The sequence below is a fragment of the Elizabethkingia miricola genome (genome assembly GCF_001675285.1).
GTDB classification, from domain to species: Bacteria; Bacteroidota; Bacteroidia; order Flavobacteriales; family Weeksellaceae; genus Elizabethkingia; species Elizabethkingia miricola.
Window position 1 is genome coordinate 145,364 of sequence record NZ_LSGQ01000033.1, and the last position, 20,283, is coordinate 165,646.

Below are 20,283 nucleotides of genomic sequence, written 5' to 3' on the forward strand. Positions count from 1 at the left end.
TCTTTGTATTATTAACACTCTGCGACATTCACTGCCACAGCAAGCCCACCTTCCGATGTTTCTTTGTATTTGGTATTCATATCCAAGGCAGTTTCCCACATCGATTTAATCACCTGATCCAATGAAACTCTCGCATTATCCGGATTAGATTCCAATGCAATATTAGAAGCCGTTATAGCCTTTATAGCTCCCATTGAATTTCTTTCGATACATGGAATCTGAACAAGCCCTCCGATAGGATCACATGTTAATCCTAAATGGTGTTCCATTGCGATTTCTGCTGCCTGTAATACCTGTTTTGGTGAACCTCCCATAATTTCTGTTAATCCGGCTGCTGCCATTGCTGAAGATACTCCGATCTCCGCCTGGCAACCTCCCATTGCTGCCGAAATTGTTGCATTCTTTTTAAATAGTGTTCCTATTTCTCCGGCTACAATTAAGAATCTTACAATATCATCGTCTGAAATATGCTCAGTAAAGCACTGTGAATACATTAAAACAGCAGGAATTACGCCACTGGCACCATTTGTAGGTGCAGTGATAATTCTTCCAAAAGAAGCATTTTCTTCATTTACTGCCAGTGCAAAGCAGCTTACCCATTTATTAATTGTACTGAAAGTTTCTTCGGCATCTACAACTAGCTGGAACCATTCATTTATATTTTTATAAACTTTATCACCCAAAAGCTTTCTGTTAATACCTGCTGCACGGCGCGTCACATTCAATCCGCCTGGAAGAATACCTTCACGGTTTACTCCTTTGTAAATACATTCTTTAATCTGTTGCCAGATATACAATGCCTGCTTACGGGTTTCTTCTTCTGATCTCCATGATTCCTCGTTTAAAAGAATAAGGTCCGAAATCCTGTTAAGGCTTAGTTTGTCTATATATTTTTTAATATCTTCGGCATGATGACATGGATAAAGTGTACGAACACAGTTATTTTCTATTGAATTTTCTTCTTGCGTCGCTACAAATCCACCACCTACGGAATAATAATCTTTGGATATTTCCTCACCATTATTGAAAACAGCACGGAAAATCATTCCGTTAGGGTGAAAGTCCAGAGCTCTTTCCATATTCAGGATTAAGTGATGTCCATATACAAAAGGAATCACATGCTCTCCACCAAGATTTAACTTTTGAGATTCTTTTATCTCAGCTACTTTATCATCTATTTTAGAAGTATCTATTAACTTAAAATCTTCACCACTCAGCCCCATCATCCCGGCAATATCAGTACCGTGTCCTATTCCCGTTTTAGCCAGTGAACCAAAGAATTCTACAAAAACTTCTTTTACATCTGCTATTTTATATTCGCGACGGATATGATCCAGAAACATTTCTGCTGCATTCCATGGCCCCATAGTATGAGAACTGGAAGGACCTATACCCACTTTTATAATTTCAAAAACACTAATCGATTGCATAATCTGAATTTATACAAATTTAGCATTTTATCTACAGGTAGTCAATGATAAATATGGGTTATAGCAGGTGAATTTGAAAATTTGGAAATATGCTAAATTATTAAGTGGTTCTTAATACGCTGCATTTCATTCCGCACTCGAACTGACGAGGTTTTATAATAAATATTATAAGCTTATTTAAATTTTATTTTCAATATTCTTCGATAGTTCCTCAAGCTCACTACAAACTTCACTCAGAGTGATATTTCTAATTCTAAACATCTTTCTTTCAGGAGTGTCAGGCTAAGCATGTCGAAGCCTTATTTAGAAATTATATTTCTATACCATGTGATGCCGCATCACTTCAAGTGAAATTCTGAAAGAATTTTGTATCGAGAAGTTATTTTTTAAAGGTTCTATCCGACTGTTTGAAATTATATCAACTAAAAACTTTCCGTAAAATATCCGATACTTCCTTTGCTCTGGTTACGGGGAATAAATGAGAAGCCCCTTTAATAATATAATCAGGAGCAGAATTTTTCACAGGGAATACCACATCCTTATCAGCCAGAATCTGAACAACTTCTTTTTGCTCCTCACCTTTCCAGTTTAAAATCTGATGAATACACCATTTCAGATAATAAGGCTGTCTGACTGTAAAGTATTCATACAGCTTATCTATTCTTTTATCGTTGGCTTTACGGAAAAAGGCATAGGAAATGGCTTTCTTATTGGAGAAAAAACTCATCGGAACTACTTTGTATAGCCGCAATAGCTGGTTCCAATTAAAAAACCTGGATTTCTCATGACAGGATTTAATACTCCCCAGAATAACAATTTTTTTAGCGGGTTTCAGTTTATGAATTTCCTGTACCAAGACACCACCAAAAGAATAACCCAATAAATAAAACGCTTTGCTGTCATCTATTTTTTCTGCCATTCTGGAAATATAATGATCAAATTTTTCATCCCTCTCCGGCATAAGCCAATCGATAAAAACAGGTTCAATATCTTCGCTAAAAGTTATTTTGTCAAATACACGCGCATTGGCTCCCAGCCCGCTTATGATATAGAGTTTTATTTTAGAATCCTGAGGTTGCATTTAACTACAAATATAATATAAACCGAAAGCAACTCCTTTATAAGGTTACTCCACTTTCCAAAATACTAAATGTTTTTCTTTCATTATCAATTTCCGCCATTACACCGTAAGGAATTGTAAATACGGGGCAGGTATGTCCAAAATTCATTTCAGTTACAATAGTCAGATCATCCCTACCCTCCTCGTTTCTTATAACCTGCAATAATATTTCGTTATACTCCTGAACATATTTATTATCATAAGGTCTTCCTAAAATCAGTCCGCTAATTTTATTAAAAACACCCTGTGCAGCATAATTTCTTAATGCCCGGCAAAACTGAAGCGGAGACATCATCTCTTCTGAAGTTTCCAGGAATAAAATCTTTCCATCCCAGTCAGATTCTGAAAACCAGAAATCCGTTCCTTTCAAAAATTCCAAAACATCTACGCAACCACCAATCAGCTCACCTTTAACCTTCCCTGTGCCTTGCAGAAAATTCCATTGACTGTCTTTTACAAGGCTACGTTTAGTATTCTGTAATTCCGGTTCTCCCCATTCTAAATATTCCGTAGTCCATCCGTCATGATTAGGTAAAACCTGACCTACAGGTTCTGCAGAGAAAAGAGTTCTTTTAATATCCTCTATCTGGTATTGATGCATACCTCCATTTTCGGCAAAACCAACCAATACTGATGTTCCGTAAAAAGAAGTTAAACCTGCTTTGTAACAAGCCACATGGGTAACTGTTGTATCTGAAAATCCCAGAAATATTTTAGGGTTATTGCGGATTATTGAAAGATCTGTAAAAGGCAGCGTCCTGAGACTATCATCTCCACCAATATTGGAAATAATGGCTTTCACAGATGAATCCGAGAAAGCTTCCATTAAATCTTCTGCCCTTGCCTGAGGATTTTTATAAATATAATCAGCAGATTTCAGGGCATTTTTTGTTTCCATGACATTGAGTCCGAAAACATCTTCCAGCTGTTTTTTTCCGGCTTCATATCTGGGCGGAAAAGTTCCAGCCCCACCCCATGAAAGAGAAAGGGTAGCAACAGTATCTCCTGGCTTCAATAGTTGTGGTCTGGTAAGTATCATGTTTACAAAAATATAATAAAAAAACGGGAAGTAGAGGCTACTTCCCGTTTCATTAAAAATACTAACTATATTTTATTTATTTCGCAGTCACTTTTACAAGCATATCGATATCATCTTTGATAACAACATCTTTCATTCCAGCTTTATAGTTTACTCCAAACTTCTGTCTGTCGAAAGAGAACTTGTTAGACACGATGCTTACCTGTCCTTTGCTATTATTAATTCTTGCAGGGAAAGAGATAGCTTCAGTTTTACCTTTTACAGTAAGGTTCCCGTTTACTACATAGTTGTATACTTTATCATTGTTAGCTTTTACAGAAGTAATTGTAAAGCTTGCAGTCGGGAATTTTTCAACCTCAAAGAAGTCACCATTTTTAAGGTGTCCGTTTAGTTTTTGCTGATCTTCACCAGCAACATCAGTAGCATTGATACTCGTCATATCTAATACGAAAGTACCTCCTGCAACCTGATTGTTTTTCAAAACGATATTACCGCTTTTCAGATTTACTTTACCATAATGTGAAGAAGCATCAGACTTCATCACTTTATAGCCCCACCACTGGATATCAGAACCAACTACCTTTTTGGTTTGTCCAAATGCCAAACCTGCTGTCATTAATAATAGAAAACCTAACTTTTTCATGTGTTGAATTTATGTTGATGCAAAAGTATACCTTTTTTATAGACGATTGCCTTATCCTATGATAAGTTTTCAACAATGACTATAAAAACTGCATTTTCACCTTTTACGCTCTTCCATAAGCTCCATAGTAAGCAGCTCCCATTAAAGCAGTTTTACTATTCAGGATTAAGTAGATCGGAATATCTTTTAGTATATGTTCCATTTTATCACTTACGATAAAATTCTGGTGGAATTTATCTTTGTTCAGCAAATTAAAAATCTTCGGAGGAATACCACCGCCTAATAATAATCCGCCTGTTGCTTTTAGCTTTAGTACAAGGTTTGTCGCCTCACGTGCCATAAAGTCCACAAACATCTCCATTGCAAGAGAACATGTAGGATCCAGTTCACGCATTGCTGTATGACTAATAATTGCTGACGGGTCTCCTTCTTCCTCAAATTTCTGAGTAAGCCATGCTGGTTCAGGATGTTTTTTCACATCGCGCAGGAATCTGTAAATATTAAAAATTCCAGGACCTGAGATTACAGTTTCCCAGCTTACAATACCATAAATAGAGTTCAGGTATTCGTAAAATTCAACCTCTGTTTTATTTCTTGGAGAAAATTCTGAATGGCCGCCTTCTGTCGCAAATGGTCTTAGAGCTTTGCCATCCCAAAATAACCCAGCCTCACCAAGACCTGTTCCGGGAGCCAGAATAGCCACGTTACCGTCGATATTAGGATTTCCTTTGTGAATTGTTGCCAGATAACCATCGTTTACCTCTGCTAATCCATAAGCTGTAGCCTCCAGGTCATTGATCATTTCCACACGGTTAATACGAAGTTCATTTTTCAACAATGACACATCCAGAGACCATGGAAGATTTGTAGTGATACATTTACCATCCACAACCGGTCCTGCTACACCGATTGACAAAACATCCGGAAGTTCCAGTTTATAATTTTTGATAAAGTCTTTGATAATATCACTAAAGGAGCTATAATCTCTTGATGGATAGGTAGCTTCTTCTTTTAATACCATTTTATGATTCTCAGAAACAAACCATCCCAAGTTTGTTTTGGTACCTCCAATATCTGTTGCAATTACCGAAAGTCCGTCATTATCAGCATTTTTCCAACCAGGAAGGTGCAATGGAAACCTCATTAACTCCATATTAAATAATTATTTTTCCAAAAATATAAAAAAAGCACTTAACATTTTGTTCATATAATATAAAAAAACATCATACCTTAAAAAAGCAAACAAATCATTGACTGCAAACAGGTTATAGCATACTCCAAAATCAATTTCAAGCGATATTTATTTCTATATAACAAAAAAGCTCTCCCCAAAAAAGGGAGAGCTTTTGCTATTAAATATTAAAAAACTATTTACCTAATGGAATGTTGTATGCTACACCAGCGCCAATTGTTCCGGCGTTGAATTTAACATCATCAATCTGTCCTTTGCTACCTGTGAATACTTTAGTATAGTGAACAAAGAAGTTCCAGTTTTGGTTGTGGTAACCAATTTCAGGCTTCAAGTAGAAACCGCCATTTGGCATTTCAGCGTTGCGAGAAGAACCATCTTTTGCTACATTGTCTTTACCTACGATAAATCCGTAACCTAAGTCTGCTCCACCATAGAAACCTGTACGAGCAGGGTAATATCTTAGTAATGCAGCAACCGGAATTACTCCAAAGTCATTGTATTTAACATCCCCACCTGGCGAAAAAGTTTTAGTTTTTCCGAAAAACTGGTTGTACCCCGTTGCAATACCTAATCCGAAACCAGGAGTTACAATATTTTGGTAAGATAAATCAAACCCTACGTTTGCAGAAGTGTTACCTCCGGTAGAAACACCACCGTTAACACCTACTTTAAGCATATTATTCATATCAGCACTCTGAGCACTTACTAACCCTGCTGCGAAAATACCAGCTACTAAAGCTGCTTGCTTAATCATTTTCATAACATCTATTTTTTTAAATTTTACTACTATACACCTGTAAAAAGCGTGCCAAAATTAACAAAACATTAACAAAACCTTTATCCATCAGACTTCAACTCATGTTTAAGTATTATAAAAAAGACCTGTTTTTTATATATTTTTATAAAAACTTAAAGCAATTTAATCTTTAACCTTAACGTTTAATATTAATCATACCAAAAACAATAAAGCGATATGCTCACAAATTTTGTAAAAAATAAACATCTGTTGTGGCGGGCAGGCTTTGGTCCCAAAAGTGACAGTCTTAATCTACTCAGTTTTGACACACTGAAACTATGGAAACAAATTCTGGCAGATTCTACAGAAGCTGATGTCCCTGCAATAAAAGTTGTGGACGATAGCAATCTGCTTGTGGATGGTAATATTAAAAACGATCCGGAGGCCAGAAAGCTCAGAAACCAGCAGCTGAATATGCAGACCAATCAGATCGCTCTGGACTGGATAGACAAAATGGCATATTCACCGCAGCAACTTCGAGAAAAGGTTTCTTTTTTCTGGATGGGACATTTTGCTTCCCGTATCCAAAACAGTAATTTTAATCAGGATCTACTGAACATTGTACGACATAAAGCTCTGGGAAATTTTGGAGACCTGCTAAAAGCAGTTAGCCAATCTGCATCTATGCTGAGCTTTCTGAATAACCAGCAAAACAGAAAAGGCCACCCAAATGAGAATTTTGCGCGCGAGGTCATGGAACTGTTTACAATGGGCAGAGGTCATTATACCGAAAAAGATATAAAAGAAGCTGCAAGAGCTTTCACAGGATGGGGTTATGATAAAACGGGAATTTTTCAGGAAAGACCAAAGCTTCATGATGATGCTGAGAAAACTTTTCTGGGGCAAACCGGAAACTTTAACGGAAACGATATCCTGAATATTATTCTGCAGCAAAAAGCAACCTCCAGATTTATAGCGGGCAAAATCTACCGCTTCTTTGTGAATGAAAATATCAACGATCAGATTGTAGACGAAATGGCCGCAGTTTTCTATAAAAGCAATTATAATATTGCCAAATTATTTGATCATATTTTTACTTCGAAATGGTTCTATAATGAGGCTAATATCGGTACCAGAATAAAATCGCCTATAGAATTATTTGTAGGCATACAACGTACTTTGCCATTAAGCTTTGAAAAACCGGAAGTTATTATTAACTATGGCAACCTGCTCGGGCAGGTTATCTTCCGTCCACCCAACGTTGCCGGGTGGCCAAGTGGTACCAACTGGATAGACAGCAGTACCCTACTCCTAAGAATGCAGATACCACAAATATGGAGTGGCATTATTCCTATGGTATATAAACCTAAAGAGGATGATGACACTTATATGGGACAAAAGCAACATTTTAATCCAAAGAATGCAAAAGCAAATATCAACTGGACACAGGCGGAAACTGTATTGAAAGATCAGAATCTTGCAGATTTGCTTCTCCAGAAAAAAGTAGCTTCTTCTTCAAATGTTATTAAAGAATATTCCGGAAAATCATTTGAGGCAGATGTTATTAATCTTATGTCTGTTCCTGAATACCAACTATGCTAAATTCCTGATATTATGCTGATCAATCGTAGAAATTTTCTTAAAATAAGCTCATTAGCCAGCGCATCTCTTATGATGCCTAAATTTCTGAAAGCAATGGAATTGCCGCAGGCACTCCCGACACAGAACAAGATACTTGTCGTTCTCCAGCTTAGCGGAGGTAATGACGGCTTGAATACAATTATACCGGTAAGAAATGACCTGTACTATAAAAACCGAAATGGCATATCTATCCGCAAAGAAGATGCACTCTCTTTAACTGACGAAGCTTCTATACATCCGTCTCTGACATTCTTTAAGGAATTATATGATAACGGGGAACTTGCAGCACTGAACAATGTAGGTTATCCCGATCCTGACAAATCACACTTCAGAAGTATGGACATCTGGCAGTCTGCCAGCAGTTCAAAAGATTTTTGGGAAACCGGATGGTTGGGCCGCTACCTGGATGAAGCCTGTCATACCTGCGCGCATCCAACCCAAGCTCTGGAAATAGACGATATGCTGAGTCTTGCTTTGAAAGGTTCACAGAATAAGGCAATAGCAGTTACAGACCCTAAAAGACTGTTTAATTCGAGTAATGAGGCTTTCTATAAAAAGTTAAATGATTCTCATTCTCATGATGAGCAGGTGGTGGATTACCTTTATCAGACTTTAGGCAATACCATTAGTAATGCATCTTATATTCTTGATAACACAAAGGCAAAGCCAGCTTCGTCTACCTATCCTACCACAGGACTGGGCAAAGATTTTAAAACGATTGCTTCTCTTATAAATTCAGATATCAACACACAAGTATACTATCTGTCTGTAGGAAGTTTTGATACTCATGTTAACCAGCTTCAGACACAAAAAAATCTGTTTACTCAGATCAACGATGCTGTAAAAGCATTTATAAGTGATCTAAAAGCCAACGGCAGATTTCAGGATGTATTATTGGTTACTTTTTCTGAATTTGGCAGACGTGTAGCTCAGAATGCCAGCGGAGGAACAGATCACGGAACAGCTAATCAGATGTTTCTTATTAGTGGCGGGCTAAAGAAAAAAGGCCTGTTAAATCCATTGTCTAATCTGGAAAGACTAAATGACGGAGATCTTATCTACACCGAAGATTTTCGGAATGTATATGCTACTATTCTGAAGAAATGGCTAAATGCCGATGATCAGAAAATTCTGTCGAGACAGAATACATTCTATGACTTCATTTAGTTAGTATTAGGAGAGATATTAAGTCTTTGATATAATTTTGAAACAAAATAACTCCTGAAAAATTCAGGAGTTATTTCTTATTTTATCAATTATGAATTGGGTAAAGTTGCCGGAGACTGATCTCTTTTATCTTTACGCTTTTCAGTAATCTTTTTTATAACAAATTCAATTGCAATTGGGATCAAAAAGGCTAAAGCCGCTCTTACTATTCTTTTCATAATATTTTGTTTTTCAGCAATAAGGTACAACTTTCACGCCAAATAAAAAATAAAAGCATGGTAAGGTTTTATAAAACTATATAGCTATATAGAATAGTCAATATAAAAAATTTCATATAGGAAAGTAAAATTTCACACATTCATTATACACATCCTGCGTTAGTATTGAAGGTGGCTTTATCTTTAATCTAATACTAAAACACGATGTTTCTATGTGGCTTAATTGATCACAAAAAAAGCCGAAATTTATTTCGGCTTTTCTACATTTATAATGTAATTTCTATTTTTATGCTTGTTCTGCAGGTTTGTCACCTTCAGTTTTAGCTTCTGTTGCTTCAGCTTTTGGTTTTCCTTCCGGCTTTGGAGGTCTTGGAAGAAGTACTTTTCTTGAAAGCTTCATTTTTTTACGATCGTCGTAACCCATGAATTTCACTTCTACTTCATCACCTTCTTTGTACGGAACAGTATCCAATCTCTTCCATTCGATCTCAGAGATATGAAGAAGACCTTCAGTACCTTTTTTAAGCTGAACGAAAGCTCCGAAATCCATTACCTTAACAACTTTACCTTTGTAAACTTCTCCTACAACAGGAACGAAGGTAATATCGTTAATTCTTGCAATCGCTTCGTTGATCTTCTCACGGTTAGTACCTGCGATTTCAACTCTTCCAATCTCTCCGATTTCTTCAATAGAGATAACAGTATCTGTATCTTTTTGTAATTGCTGGATATTTTTACCTCCAGGCCCGATAATAGCACCGATGAAGTCTTTAGAAACTTCCAGCATTTCCATTTTCGGAGCGTGTGGTTTAACATCTGCTCTAGGTGTATCAATTGTTTCAAGGATTTTTCCAAGAATATGAAGACGCCCTTCCTTAGCTTGCATTAAAGCGTTTTCCATGATATCCATAGATAATCCCTGGATTTTGATATCCATCTGACAAGCAGTGATTCCGTTTTCTGAACCTGTTACTTTAAAGTCCATATCACCTAAGTGATCTTCATCTCCTAAGATATCAGAAAGAACAGTCCACTTACCTGATTTAGGGTCTGTAATCAATCCCATTGCGATACCTGAAACAGGCTGCGAAATCTGGATACCTGCATCCATTAATGCCAGTGTACCAGCACAAACAGTTGCCATAGAAGAAGAACCGTTAGATTCTAAAATATCGGAAACGATACGGATAGTATAAGGAACTTCTGCCGGGATAACGTTAGCCAAAGCTCTCTGAGCAAGGTTACCGTGACCAACTTCTCTTCTGGAAGTACCTCTTAAAGGTCTTGCTTCACCTGTAGAGAATGGCGGGAAGTTATAATGTAAAAAGAATTTCTCGTCGTGTTGCGTAATTACGCTGTCCACCATGTTAGCATCTTTAGAAGAACCTAAAGTTACTGCTGTTAGAGACTGAGTTTCCCCTCTTGTAAATACCGCTGAACCGTGAGCCCCAGGAAGGTAATCTACCTCAGACCAGATCGGACGGATAGTTTTAGGATCACGACCATCCAAACGGATATTTTCGTTAAGAATCATCTGACGCATTGCCTCTTTTTCTACATCGTGGTAGTATACTTTAACAAAAGGTGTTACACGTGCTAATTCTTCTTCGTCTGTATATTGAGCTAAAAATTCTTCTAAAACAGCTTTGAATTTTTCGCCTCTTTCTTCTTTGTTAGATGGAGATTTAGCTACTTCATATACTTTGTCGTAGCACTCTTTCCATACTTTCTCACGAATTTCTTCATCGTGATCTTCGTGGCTGTATTCTCTTTTAGGGAAAGCTTTTCCTACTTTAGCAGCTAATCTTTCCTGAGCTTCGATCTGAATTTTGATCTCTTCGTGTGCAAATTTAATTGCCTCTAACATTTCCTGCTCAGAAATCTCTTTCATCTCCCCTTCTACCATTACGATAGAGTCTTTTGTAGCTCCTACCATAATGTCGATATCAGCTGTTGAAAGCTGCTCGTAACTTGGGTTAACTGAAAGTTTTCCGTCGATTCTTACAACTCTAACTTCAGACATTGGTCCGTTGAAAGGAATATCTGTAATAGCAATAGCTGCAGATGCTGCAAGGCCTGCTAAATCATCTGGAATAGATTGTCCATCATAAGAGATAAGGGAAATCATTACCTGAACTTCAGCATGGAAATCTTCAGGGAAAAGCGGACGTAAAACTCTGTCTACTAAACGCATTGTTAAGATTTCCTGGTCCGAAGGTCTTGCTTCTCTTCTGAAGAAGTTCCCAGGAATTTTCCCACCAGCATAAAATTTCTCTCTGTAATCTACAGTAAGAGGAAGAAAATCCACTCCCGGATTAGCTTCTTTGTTTGCTACAACTGTAGCCATTAGCATAGTGTCGCCCATTCTAACGACAACTGAACCGTCTGCCTGCTTTGCAAGTTTTCCGGTTTCGATGGTAATCTCGCGACCATCTCTTAGTACAATTTTTTCTGTAATTGCTTGAGGTATACTCATAAAAAAACATCTTTATACTCCGTATTGAGTATGTTATTATTTAAACTCTTTAAATTTTCGTTCGCAAAGGTAATGAATTTGTTTTGTTTTAGCTGAAAAAGCTGGTGCAATATAACAACAACTTAACATAAGTACTATTGAGTGCTTTTATCCCTCTCACACTACTTTTATAGCTATCTCAGCCAATTCACTAAACAAATATTACCGGATTCTGAAAGGACCAAATATACACTATTCTCCCTGTTCTTTTTTCAGGTTTTCAATAAGGTTTTCTAATTCTGTTATTTTATCTTTCAGAATTCTGATATCGGACTTATTACTGGAGACCTTACTTTTCAGCATTACTGCCCTTGCTCTTCCATTATGATCCTCGTCGTCGTCATCTTCGCTAATCTCTTCTACATCCTCCTGAATCTCTTCAACGTCTTCCTGGATTTCATCGATATCCTCCTGGATTTCTTCAATATCTTCCTGAATCTCATCGATGTCTTCCTGAATAATTTCAACATCTTCTTTCAAATCTTCAATATTTTCTGAACTTCTGTTAACAGACATCTGAATGAAGATGGCAAGATAAATAGCTTCCAGGGAAACAACAGTCGTAAGCACCAAAAGCATTTTGTCAAAATCTACAATCCCCAGAATTGGTAGTGCAAAGCTTACTATAAAGAAGATAGTATGTGCAATAAGAGAAGGTATAGAACCTATCCACCACATTGCACCATTGGCTATTTTCTCTAAAGCACTAAGTTTTTCTATATTGTTTTTGGTTAGATTCATAAATATGTTTTTGTTACAAAATTAAAAAAGCAACCCTTTCGAGTTGCTTTAACAGAATTTCTTATATCTTATTTTCTGATACCTAATTCAGCGATGATTGCTCTGTAACGCTCAATTTCAGTATTTTTAAGATAATCTAACAATCTTTTTCTTTTACCTACTAATTTTACCAATGATTTCTCAGTAGCGAAATCTTTATGGTTCTTTTTAAGGTGTTGAGAAAGGTGGTTGATTCTGAAAGTGAACAAAGCGATTTGTCCTTCAGAGCTACCAGTGTCAGTTGCGGATTGTCCGTGTTTTGCGAAGATCTCAGCCTTCTTTTCTTTAGTTAAATACATTCCAATATTATTTAAATGATTATTATGTAATTCGGGTGCAAATATACGACTAATTTCTTCATTCACAATACTGATTCTGTTTTAAAATTAAAATTCAAATAATTCAAAAAACTTTATAATTTTTTATCAAAAACTCAGTAATTGGCTGTATTTTTGTACTCTGTAAAAGAGATGAAAAAAGTACTACTTTTTGGGACATTAGCGATTATTACGACAGGACTACTGGTTAGCTGTGCTAACTTTGGTGATAGCCTGCGTTATGTAAACAATGATATCAAGTTGGGTAAGATTGGTAAAGTAGTCTACCTGAATCCTGAGATCTATCCGGAATTTGAAGGTATAGAAGAGCCTACTTACCAGGCATTTTTCAGTGCTGTAACCGATAAAATGTACAGCATGGGTAATATAAAGGTAAACAGGATTGACACTCCGATGCCTTATGACACTATAGATGTGCCCACTCTAAAAACACTCTGTAATAACAATATGGCCGATCTTATCGTGGTGCCAAAAGTAAAATACTTCAAAGTAGGTCTAGGAAAGTATGTACTTTCCAATCAGGTTGTTGTAAGTATGAAAGCTTATAATAAGATGGGAGACTTTGTAATGGAAGTTGCCTACGACACCTATAGCGGAAACGGACGCCTTGTTGGTTCTGCTGAAAACTCAGTGAAAATCGGAACTACCGGAGCTATTCAGAAAATGTTCAAAGAATTTCGCAAGAGAAAGATGCTTGGAGTGTATATTTCCTAAGGTTACAGAAAAATAATATTCCATTATAGTACTTTTTTGACAAATTCACGTTACTTTTGCAGCGAAAAATTTTGCTGTGATGGAAACAATTCTAAATCCAGCTGATGTAGCTGAAAAACTAAGCGAACTTCATGCAGATGAAAGACTGTTGGAGTTCTTAAAAGTTCCGAAAGAATATAAAGCTGACGTTTTTGCGCATCTGGACCCCAGTTTTCAGGAAGAGACCATACGCAGTATCGGCAGCAATGATGTTGCCGACATTCTTAATGCAATGACGCCGGATGACAGAACTCAGTTATTAGAGGACTTTCCCGACGAACTCATTAAATACTCTATTAATCTTCTTAACCCTTCTGAGCGTTCGGTAGCACTAAAACTTTTAGGCTATAAATCGAATTCTATTGCCCGTCTGATGACACCTTATTACATTCAGGTAAAAAAGGAATGGACGGTAAAGCATTGCTTTCAACATATAAAGAAAGTGGGTCAGAAAGCTGAGACCATGAACTTCGTATATGTTGTGGACGACCACAACAGGCTAATCGATGACATGATTATTGGCACACTGCTTCTCGCTGATGAAGATCAGAAAGTTTCTGAGCTTATCGATAATCATTTTGTTGCGATTACAACTACAACCACCAAGGAAGATGCTATTCATTATTTTGAAAAATATGACCGTGCAGCTTTACCTATTATTACTGAAGCAGGTGTCCTTGTAGGCATTGTAACCATAGATGACATCATCGACGAAATAGAACAACAGACCACCGAAGACATTCAGAAATTTGGGGGATTGGAAGCCTTAGACCTTCCCTATACCCAAACCAGCTGGACAGAAATGATTAAGAAAAGAGCTACCTGGCTTATTATTCTTTTTATTTCGGAAATGCTTACAGCTTCTGCTATGGGTTATTTTGACCACGAAATTCAGAAAGCCGTTGTATTAGCTTTATTTGTACCGCTTATTATCTCCAGTGGTGGTAATTCCGGTTCTCAGGCTGCAACACTTATCATCAGAGCCATGGCTCTTCAGGAAATTACTCTGAAAGACTGGTGGTATGTAATGCGTAAAGAAATTATTTCCGGATTGTGCCTGGGTACAATTTTGGGTATAATAGGATTTATCAGAATTTACACATGGCAACATTTAGGATTATTCGATTATGGGGTACACTGGTTATATGTAGCGCTTAGTGTTTCTTTATCCTTAGTCCTTATTGTATTATGGGGAACCCTTTCAGGATCTATGATTCCATTTGTACTAAAGAGATTAAAGCTGGACCCTGCAACGTCTTCCGCTCCGTTTGTAGCTACACTCGTAGACGTTACCGGGCTGATTATTTACTTCACTGTTGCCGGACTATTACTAACCGGAAAACTTTTGTAAATTTGGGATAAAACCCAATCATGCGCATTATTTCTCTGGTACCTTCTCTTACCGAAAGTCTTTTAGACTTCGGCATTCCGGATATTGTAGGACGGACAAAATTTTGTATTCATCCTAAAGATCAGGTAAAAGATATTGAGGTTATCGGTGGAACCAAGAATATTCATCTCGAAAAAATCAGGGCCTTAAAACCAGATCTTATTCTCGCCAACAAGGAAGAGAATATGAAAGATCAGGTTGAAGCTCTTATGCCTGATTTTAAAGTATGGGTTACCAATATTGAGAATATAGAGGACAACTATTATTTTCTGAAAAATCTTGGAAATATGTTTAATCAGAAAGAAAAGGCTCAGGCATTCAATCTGAAGATCTACGATATTTTCAATCAGTATAAACTCAATAAAAGAATAAAAGTCGCTTATTTGATCTGGAAAAAGCCTTATATGACGATTGGAAGTGATACTTTCATTCATCATTTGCTTCAGCAGCTGGGTTTTGACAATATTTTCGCTGAACAGAAGCGCTATCCTGTTATCGAAATGCAAGATCTGGACAAGGCCGAAATCATTATGCTTTCTTCGGAACCCTACCCTTTTCAGGAAAAGCACCTGGAAGAATTCAGGGCTATATATCCGGATAAAAAGATTATGATTGTGGACGGAGAAGCTTTCTCGTGGTACGGAACTCATATTGCGAAATGCGAAGCATATTATAAAGAACTTGTCACTACGATAGAAGTTCGCTAAGTCATATAAGATTCAGAATAAAATATCCCCATAGCGATTAAAAGCTATGGGGATTGTATTTAATAAGAGCATTATAACCTGCAAGAAATGGAATAAATATTCATTCACATTCCTGTTATCTTTCTGAAGGTTTTATATCTCTGTATTTCTCTAAAATAACTTTAAATTTCTCCGGATCAACAGGCTTAAAAATAACCTTTTCACTAACCGGATATTTTTCCAGAAAACTCCGCGGACGTACAGGTCTTTTCTCGAATCCGCCATTGCAGTTAGGGCATACATTTTCCAGAACTTTTTCTACACAATCTTTACAAAAGGTACATTCGAAAGTACAAATCATGGCCTCCTCATAATCTGGCGGAAGTTTTTTGCCACAATTTTCACAAATTGTACGGAGCTCCAACATTATTATTCTATAAAATTTTAGCTACTTCTCCACAAAGCCATTCCAAAAGCTCAGTATCTTCATCTGTAAACGGATCAACAGTATGACTATCTATATCGATTTGTCCTATGTTTTTACCATCCTTAAAAATTGGTACTACAATTTCGGATTTGGTATCAATAGAGCAAGACAGATAGTTATCCTGACTGTATACATCCGGAACAACAAAAGTTTCTCCGGAAACAGCTACCTGTCCACATATACCCTTACCAAAAGGAATTACAGTGTGATCTGTTTCAGCTCCAACATAAGGACCTAATACAAGTTCTTCTTTGTCTCCGTTTCGGAAATAAAATCCGGTCCAGTTATAGTAAGCTACTTCCTGATCCAGTAATACACATACTTTTTTCAGTCTGTTTTCTACACTTTCATCTGCTGCAAGCAAATAGGAAAGTCTTTGTTTCAAGTTTTTCATTATTCTTCGAAAGCTAATTCTTTGTAACCAAACATTCCGCGTTCTTTGATGATCTCTACAACACCATTTGGCAGTTGCTCTTCCCAGCCATGTTCACAATGAGCAATTTTCTTCAGGATTTCTCTTGAATAAATTTCCAGATACTCCAGCTTGAAACTATTGATATCTACAATACGCTTGTTTAGTTTGAAATATTTATATAATTCTTTAAGATTCGGGTGTACTTTAAGGTTTTCAGAGTTTAGTAACTCTCCTGTTGTTGTATCCTTGTATGGGTAAAGGTATACACGCATTCCTTTTTTGAAGAACTTACCAAAGGCTTCAAGGATTCCTCCCGGAAGCAGTTCATAGAACTCTTCATCGAAGACATCCAACAGGTTGTTTACTCCCATTGCCACACCAATTTTTCCGTTGGTATAGTTACTGAAGTAATCTACCATTCGGTAGTATTCGGAGAAATTAGAGATCATTACATTGTATCCTAGTTTTGCAAGCACGTCTACTCTGTCCAGGAAATCACGTTCGTCAATATCTCCGGCTGCACGTAAGTTGGCTATTGTAATCTCGAATAAAACCTCTGTATCTTCAATAGTTGTATTATTATCTTCAAGGAACATTTTCAGCCCATTCTCGAACATATCTACATTCACCAGTGTTACCGGGCGGAAACTTCCTCTTACCGCAAAAATATTCTGTTTGTACAGAATATCTGCCGGAAGCATATTATTACCTTCGGAATTGAAAATTACAGCATCTGTCATACCCATTTTCACCAACTGAAGGGACATTAGACGATTATCAACGTACTCAAACGCAGGACCGCTAAAGTCTATCATGTCCAATTCCAATTTGTCTATTGAGATATCGTCATATAAAGACTCTATTAATCTTCTCGGATTATCTGAATATCTAAAAGCCCCATAAATAAGGTTTACACCAAGGTTACCTAATGTTTCCTGCTGTAATGTCGCATCGTTCTCTCTGAATTTTACATGGATAACAATTTCATTATAAGCTTCATTTTCATGCAGCTGAAAACGCAGACCTACCCAACCATGTCCTTTTTGGGTTTTATCATAATTGATGGTTGTTACCGTATTGGCATAGGAGAAGAATTTTCTTCCCGGATTTTTTTCTCTGTCCAGACGTTCTTCAATCAAAGAAACTTCATAACGAAGCATTTTTCTAAGACGGTTCTGGGTAACATACCTGTTTTTTGTTTCTTTTCCGTAGATCGCGTCACTGAAATCTTTATCGTAAGCAGACATGGCCTTTGCAATCGTATTAGACGCACCACCTGCCCTAAAAAAGTGCCGAACAGTTTCCTGCCCAGCACCAATTTCCGCGAAAGTTCCGTACACCGACGGATCTAAGTTTATGTTTAAAGCCTTTTGCTTTGGGGTAAGAATTTGCTTTATTAGGGACATTTTTATTTTTTTGTAAATTTATCAAAATAAATACCATCTTCAAAAAATGCGTCTTAAATTTTTAGGAACAGGAACTTCTCAGGGAGTTCCGACTATTGGATGTACCGATCCTGTTTGTCTGTCGGAGAATCCTAAAGACAAAAGATTACGGTCTTCAGTCTTAGTAACAACAGATGATAACAGAAAAATATTGATAGACTGCGGTCCGGATTTCAGGCAGCAGATGCTTACCCAACAAGAGCATAATGTAGACGCTGTACTCCTCACCCATGAGCATAATGATCATGTAATTGGATTGGATGATATGCGCCCTATTATCTTTCGGAGTAAAAGGGATATGCCCATTTATTGCAGACAACGTACAGGAGACGAAGTAAAAAAACGATTTCCTTATGCTTTCTCTGATGAAAAATATCCGGGGGCTCCTTCTTTTGAAATGCATTTTCTGGACAATAAGCCTTTTACACTTTTAGATACCGAAATCATTCCTATAGAAGTTTCACACTATAAAATTGATATTTTCGGTTATAAATTTAAAAATACAGCATACATTACCGATGCCAGTGCTATATCGGCTGCAGAGAAAGACAAGCTAAGAAATCTCGATTATTTCATCATTAACTGTCTGCGAAAGGATAATCCACATCCTGCACATTTTATTTTGCCTCAGATTTTGGAGTTAGTGGAAGAGCTTCAGCCAAAGCAAACTTACCTCACCCATCTGAGCCATCATATTGGTTTTCACGACGAAATGAATCAGGAGCTGCCATCTCACATCCAGCTGGCTTTTGACGGGCAGGAAATTGTTTTTTAATTTTTTAAAAAAACTCTTTTCAGAAACAAAAATATGTCTATATTTGCACTCACAATTTCGAGTGGCCCAGTTGGCGGAATTGGTAGACGCGCTAGACTCAAACTCTAGTGCCGCGAGGCGTGCCGGTTCGATTCCGGCACTGGGTACAATTCCCGCAAACCACCTTCCACATTAGGTTTGCGGGATTTTTCTAAAAAAGTTTTCTTCTTGTTTGATTTCAATCGTGCAAAAAACCGTGCAAAAATGAAATCGTATTCAGAAATGAAGGTTTATCCTGTTAGCTGGGAGACTTCAAAAAAATCAGTGAGCAAACAATGGGTAGTAAGGTATGAATATACCGACAAGTCAGGAGTAATTCATCCAAAGGCTTTTAGAGGCATGAATCATATTAAAGATCATGGAGAACGTGTCTTATACACAAAATTCTTGTTGAAACAAGAGCAAAAGCTACTCGACGAAGGGTATAACCCCGTAACAGAAGAATTTGAAGGAGTTACTGAGACTTTAATACTAACTCCTCGCACTCCCTTTATGCGAGCGTTAGAAATTGCAATGAATTCTAAGAAAATGACTGAGGACTCTAGGAAAGACGAACTTAATACCCTAAAGCATGTTAATAAGTATGCTACTTTACTTAGAATTAATGCCAAGGATATACAAGATATTACCAAAGGAGATATAAAACAATTACTCCTTTCAATGATGAATGATAATCACTCAAATTATAGAGTGAATAAAACAAGAACACATATCTCATCTTACTTTACAATATTTACCGAATTAGATTTCTTTGGTGAGAATTTTGTCAAGGGTATAACAAAATTAGAACACACTCCTACTGTAAAGAAAATAATAAGAGAAAAAACAGACTGGGAACGTTTTGAAGCCTTAAGGAATATCCATTATTATTTACATAGATTCGCAACTATATTTTTCTATTCCGGAAGTAGAATTGTAGAAGTTCTAGGAGTAAAAAAAGAAGATGTAGATCTTGAGAAAGGAATATTTTGGATTACTGTAAAAAAAGGAGGTAAGCACATAAGAACTATGCGAGCAATAAATATGCATTCTTTCGAACTCTGGAAAGAAGCTGTTTATGAATCAGGAGCAGGTCAATATATATTCAGTCATAATATGCTGCCTGGTGATGTTCGTGAAAATAAACAAAGTGCTTACAAACTTTGGAAAAAATATTCAAGATATGTAGGGTTAAATGTAACTTTATATTCTCTAAAGTACGCTTTCTTGAATCAAGTATCTAAGACGTTTGGATTGCAAAAAGCGCAGGAATTAGCTGGACATACTAATAATAGAACAACTAAAATATATGCAATTGACCATAACGAACATCAGGTTGAAAGAAATAAGAATATTGACATTAAAATAGGATAAAAATTAAGGAGTACTTAAGTACTCCTTTTTTAATAAAGTCCTAATTTCTCAGGACAAACCAAATCACATTCCCATACAATAACCTTCTGGGAATTTATAACACTATTCAAAAGTATATAGA

20 protein-coding genes and 1 tRNA gene are annotated in these 20,283 nt (G+C 36.8%); 8 read left to right on the forward strand and 13 right to left on the reverse strand.

Going from position 1 to position 20,283, the window contains the following annotated elements; translation table 11 throughout:
- Positions 1 to 11: 11 nt before the first annotated feature.
- The 6 genes from ATE49_RS19845 to ATE49_RS19870 form a co-directional block, all read right to left on the reverse strand.
- A complete protein-coding gene (locus tag ATE49_RS19845; RefSeq protein ID WP_065083515.1) occupies positions 12 to 1,430 on the reverse strand; it encodes an L-serine ammonia-lyase in 1,419 nt (472 codons plus the stop codon).
- A gap of 418 nt (positions 1,431 to 1,848) precedes the next feature.
- Positions 1,849 to 2,511, reverse strand: a complete 663-nt coding sequence (locus ATE49_RS19850) for an alpha/beta hydrolase (protein WP_065083516.1) — start codon at positions 2,509 to 2,511, stop codon at positions 1,849 to 1,851.
- Positions 2,512 to 2,548: 37 nt separating this feature from the next.
- The gene (locus tag ATE49_RS19855; protein ID WP_065083517.1) at positions 2,549 to 3,589 is read right to left on the reverse strand and encodes a S66 family peptidase; all 1,041 of its coding nucleotides are present in this window, start codon (positions 3,587 to 3,589) and stop codon (positions 2,549 to 2,551) included.
- 76 nt (positions 3,590 to 3,665) lie between these two features.
- Complete coding sequence (locus ATE49_RS19860; RefSeq protein WP_065083518.1) at positions 3,666 to 4,232, reverse strand: YceI family protein; 567 nt, start codon at positions 4,230 to 4,232, stop codon at positions 3,666 to 3,668.
- Between the two features lie 103 nt (positions 4,233 to 4,335).
- Positions 4,336 to 5,376, reverse strand: coding sequence for a glucokinase (gene glk, locus ATE49_RS19865; RefSeq protein ID WP_223200293.1), 1,041 nt, complete (start codon positions 5,374 to 5,376; stop codon positions 4,336 to 4,338).
- Between the two features lie 223 nt (positions 5,377 to 5,599).
- Entirely contained in the window at positions 5,600 to 6,184 is a 585-nt protein-coding gene (locus ATE49_RS19870) for a porin family protein (protein ID WP_065083519.1), read from the reverse strand.
- Between the two features lie 213 nt (positions 6,185 to 6,397).
- On the opposite strand from ATE49_RS19870, the gene ATE49_RS19875 reads away from it, so the two are divergent.
- Together ATE49_RS19875 and ATE49_RS19880 are read left to right on the forward strand one after the other, a co-directional pair.
- Positions 6,398 to 7,762 (forward strand): DUF1800 domain-containing protein, encoded by a 1,365-nt coding sequence (locus ATE49_RS19875; RefSeq protein ID WP_065083520.1) that lies wholly within the window; start codon positions 6,398 to 6,400, stop codon positions 7,760 to 7,762.
- Between the two features lie 12 nt (positions 7,763 to 7,774).
- On the forward strand, positions 7,775 to 8,968 hold the full coding sequence (locus ATE49_RS19880; RefSeq protein WP_065083521.1) for a DUF1501 domain-containing protein: 1,194 nt from the start codon (positions 7,775 to 7,777) through the stop codon (positions 8,966 to 8,968).
- A gap of 89 nt (positions 8,969 to 9,057) precedes the next feature.
- On the opposite strand, the gene ATE49_RS20655 is transcribed toward ATE49_RS19880, so the two are convergent.
- From ATE49_RS20655 to rpsO, 4 genes are all read right to left on the reverse strand, one after another.
- Positions 9,058 to 9,186, reverse strand: a complete 129-nt coding sequence (locus ATE49_RS20655; protein WP_255412752.1) for a hypothetical protein — start codon at positions 9,184 to 9,186, stop codon at positions 9,058 to 9,060.
- Positions 9,187 to 9,472: 286 nt separating this feature from the next.
- Entirely contained in the window at positions 9,473 to 11,662 is a 2,190-nt protein-coding gene (locus ATE49_RS19885) for a polyribonucleotide nucleotidyltransferase (RefSeq protein ID WP_059154935.1), read from the reverse strand.
- Between the two features lie 231 nt (positions 11,663 to 11,893).
- A complete protein-coding gene (locus tag ATE49_RS19890; RefSeq protein ID WP_065083522.1) occupies positions 11,894 to 12,442 on the reverse strand; it encodes a DUF1003 domain-containing protein in 549 nt (182 codons plus the stop codon).
- A gap of 68 nt (positions 12,443 to 12,510) precedes the next feature.
- Positions 12,511 to 12,780 (reverse strand): 30S ribosomal protein S15, encoded by a 270-nt coding sequence (rpsO, locus tag ATE49_RS19895; protein WP_034869866.1) that lies wholly within the window; start codon positions 12,778 to 12,780, stop codon positions 12,511 to 12,513.
- A 171-nt stretch (positions 12,781 to 12,951) separates the two neighbouring features.
- Here rpsO and ATE49_RS19900 point away from each other — a divergent pair, with 171 nt between their 5' ends.
- From ATE49_RS19900 to ATE49_RS19910, 3 genes are all read left to right on the forward strand, one after another.
- Positions 12,952 to 13,533, forward strand: a complete 582-nt coding sequence (locus ATE49_RS19900; RefSeq protein ID WP_034869822.1) for a hypothetical protein — start codon at positions 12,952 to 12,954, stop codon at positions 13,531 to 13,533.
- A 79-nt stretch (positions 13,534 to 13,612) separates the two neighbouring features.
- Positions 13,613 to 14,923 carry a magnesium transporter gene (gene mgtE / locus ATE49_RS19905; RefSeq protein ID WP_059154933.1) on the forward strand — a complete coding sequence of 437 codons (1,311 nt, stop codon included), beginning with the start codon at positions 13,613 to 13,615 and terminating at the stop codon, positions 14,921 to 14,923.
- A 20-nt stretch (positions 14,924 to 14,943) separates the two neighbouring features.
- On the forward strand, positions 14,944 to 15,669 hold the full coding sequence (locus ATE49_RS19910; protein WP_065083523.1) for an ABC transporter substrate-binding protein: 726 nt from the start codon (positions 14,944 to 14,946) through the stop codon (positions 15,667 to 15,669).
- A gap of 115 nt (positions 15,670 to 15,784) precedes the next feature.
- Here the strand turns inward: ATE49_RS19910 and ATE49_RS19915 are convergent, their stop codons facing one another.
- From ATE49_RS19915 to ATE49_RS19925, 3 genes are read right to left on the reverse strand one after another with little or no spacing between them, the layout of a single operon-like run.
- Entirely contained in the window at positions 15,785 to 16,075 is a 291-nt protein-coding gene (locus tag ATE49_RS19915; protein ID WP_065083524.1) for a DUF1272 domain-containing protein, read from the reverse strand.
- A gap of 7 nt (positions 16,076 to 16,082) precedes the next feature.
- On the reverse strand, positions 16,083 to 16,529 hold the full coding sequence (locus ATE49_RS19920; RefSeq protein WP_059154930.1) for a GAF domain-containing protein: 447 nt from the start codon (positions 16,527 to 16,529) through the stop codon (positions 16,083 to 16,085).
- Positions 16,529 to 17,956: a nicotinate-nucleotide adenylyltransferase gene (locus ATE49_RS19925; RefSeq protein WP_065083525.1), complete on the reverse strand. Its 1,428-nt coding sequence runs from the start codon at positions 17,954 to 17,956 to the stop codon at positions 16,529 to 16,531. The genes ATE49_RS19920 and ATE49_RS19925 overlap by 1 nt, the downstream gene beginning before the upstream one ends.
- Positions 17,957 to 18,002: 46 nt before the next feature.
- Between ATE49_RS19925 and ATE49_RS19930 the strand changes: the two genes are divergently transcribed.
- The 3 genes from ATE49_RS19930 to ATE49_RS20415 all read left to right on the forward strand — a co-directional run bounded on the left by ATE49_RS19930 (position 18,003) and on the right by ATE49_RS20415 (position 20,162).
- Entirely contained in the window at positions 18,003 to 18,770 is a 768-nt protein-coding gene (locus ATE49_RS19930) for an MBL fold metallo-hydrolase (RefSeq protein ID WP_065083526.1), read from the forward strand.
- Positions 18,771 to 18,834: 64 nt separating this feature from the next.
- Positions 18,835 to 18,916, forward strand: a tRNA-Leu gene (locus ATE49_RS19935).
- A gap of 97 nt (positions 18,917 to 19,013) precedes the next feature.
- Positions 19,014 to 20,162: a tyrosine-type recombinase/integrase gene (locus tag ATE49_RS20415; RefSeq protein ID WP_148774291.1), complete on the forward strand. Its 1,149-nt coding sequence runs from the start codon at positions 19,014 to 19,016 to the stop codon at positions 20,160 to 20,162.
- Positions 20,163 to 20,283 lie beyond the last annotated feature (121 nt).

Excerpts from the sequence above, each read along its gene's own strand:
- ATE49_RS19845 (WP_065083515.1), bottom strand. The coding sequence starts at position 1,430 with ATGCAATCGATTAGTGTTTTTGAAATTATAAAAGTGGGTATAGGTCCT.
- ATE49_RS19850 (WP_065083516.1), bottom strand. The coding sequence starts at position 2,511 with ATGCAACCTCAGGATTCTAAAATAAAACTCTATATCATAAGCGGGCTG.
- ATE49_RS19855 (WP_065083517.1), bottom strand. The coding sequence starts at position 3,589 with ATGATACTTACCAGACCACAACTATTGAAGCCAGGAGATACTGTTGCT.
- ATE49_RS19860 (WP_065083518.1), bottom strand. The coding sequence starts at position 4,232 with ATGAAAAAGTTAGGTTTTCTATTATTAATGACAGCAGGTTTGGCATTT.
- glk (WP_223200293.1), bottom strand. The coding sequence starts at position 5,376 with ATGAGGTTTCCATTGCACCTTCCTGGTTGGAAAAATGCTGATAATGAC.
- ATE49_RS19870 (WP_065083519.1), bottom strand. The coding sequence starts at position 6,184 with ATGAAAATGATTAAGCAAGCAGCTTTAGTAGCTGGTATTTTCGCAGCA.
- ATE49_RS19875 (WP_065083520.1), top strand. The coding sequence starts at position 6,398 with ATGCTCACAAATTTTGTAAAAAATAAACATCTGTTGTGGCGGGCAGGC.
- ATE49_RS19880 (WP_065083521.1), top strand. The coding sequence starts at position 7,775 with ATGCTGATCAATCGTAGAAATTTTCTTAAAATAAGCTCATTAGCCAGC.
- ATE49_RS20655 (WP_255412752.1), bottom strand. The coding sequence starts at position 9,186 with ATGAAAAGAATAGTAAGAGCGGCTTTAGCCTTTTTGATCCCAATTGCA.
- ATE49_RS19885 (WP_059154935.1), bottom strand. The coding sequence starts at position 11,662 with ATGAGTATACCTCAAGCAATTACAGAAAAAATTGTACTAAGAGATGGT.
- ATE49_RS19890 (WP_065083522.1), bottom strand. The coding sequence starts at position 12,442 with ATGAATCTAACCAAAAACAATATAGAAAAACTTAGTGCTTTAGAGAAA.
- rpsO (WP_034869866.1), bottom strand. The coding sequence starts at position 12,780 with ATGTATTTAACTAAAGAAAAGAAGGCTGAGATCTTCGCAAAACACGGA.
- ATE49_RS19900 (WP_034869822.1), top strand. The coding sequence starts at position 12,952 with ATGAAAAAAGTACTACTTTTTGGGACATTAGCGATTATTACGACAGGA.
- mgtE (WP_059154933.1), top strand. The coding sequence starts at position 13,613 with ATGGAAACAATTCTAAATCCAGCTGATGTAGCTGAAAAACTAAGCGAA.
- ATE49_RS19910 (WP_065083523.1), top strand. The coding sequence starts at position 14,944 with ATGCGCATTATTTCTCTGGTACCTTCTCTTACCGAAAGTCTTTTAGAC.
- ATE49_RS19915 (WP_065083524.1), bottom strand. The coding sequence starts at position 16,075 with ATGTTGGAGCTCCGTACAATTTGTGAAAATTGTGGCAAAAAACTTCCG.
- ATE49_RS19920 (WP_059154930.1), bottom strand. The coding sequence starts at position 16,529 with ATGAAAAACTTGAAACAAAGACTTTCCTATTTGCTTGCAGCAGATGAA.
- ATE49_RS19925 (WP_065083525.1), bottom strand. The coding sequence starts at position 17,956 with ATGTCCCTAATAAAGCAAATTCTTACCCCAAAGCAAAAGGCTTTAAAC.
- ATE49_RS19930 (WP_065083526.1), top strand. The coding sequence starts at position 18,003 with ATGCGTCTTAAATTTTTAGGAACAGGAACTTCTCAGGGAGTTCCGACT.
- ATE49_RS20415 (WP_148774291.1), top strand. The coding sequence starts at position 19,014 with ATGAAATCGTATTCAGAAATGAAGGTTTATCCTGTTAGCTGGGAGACT.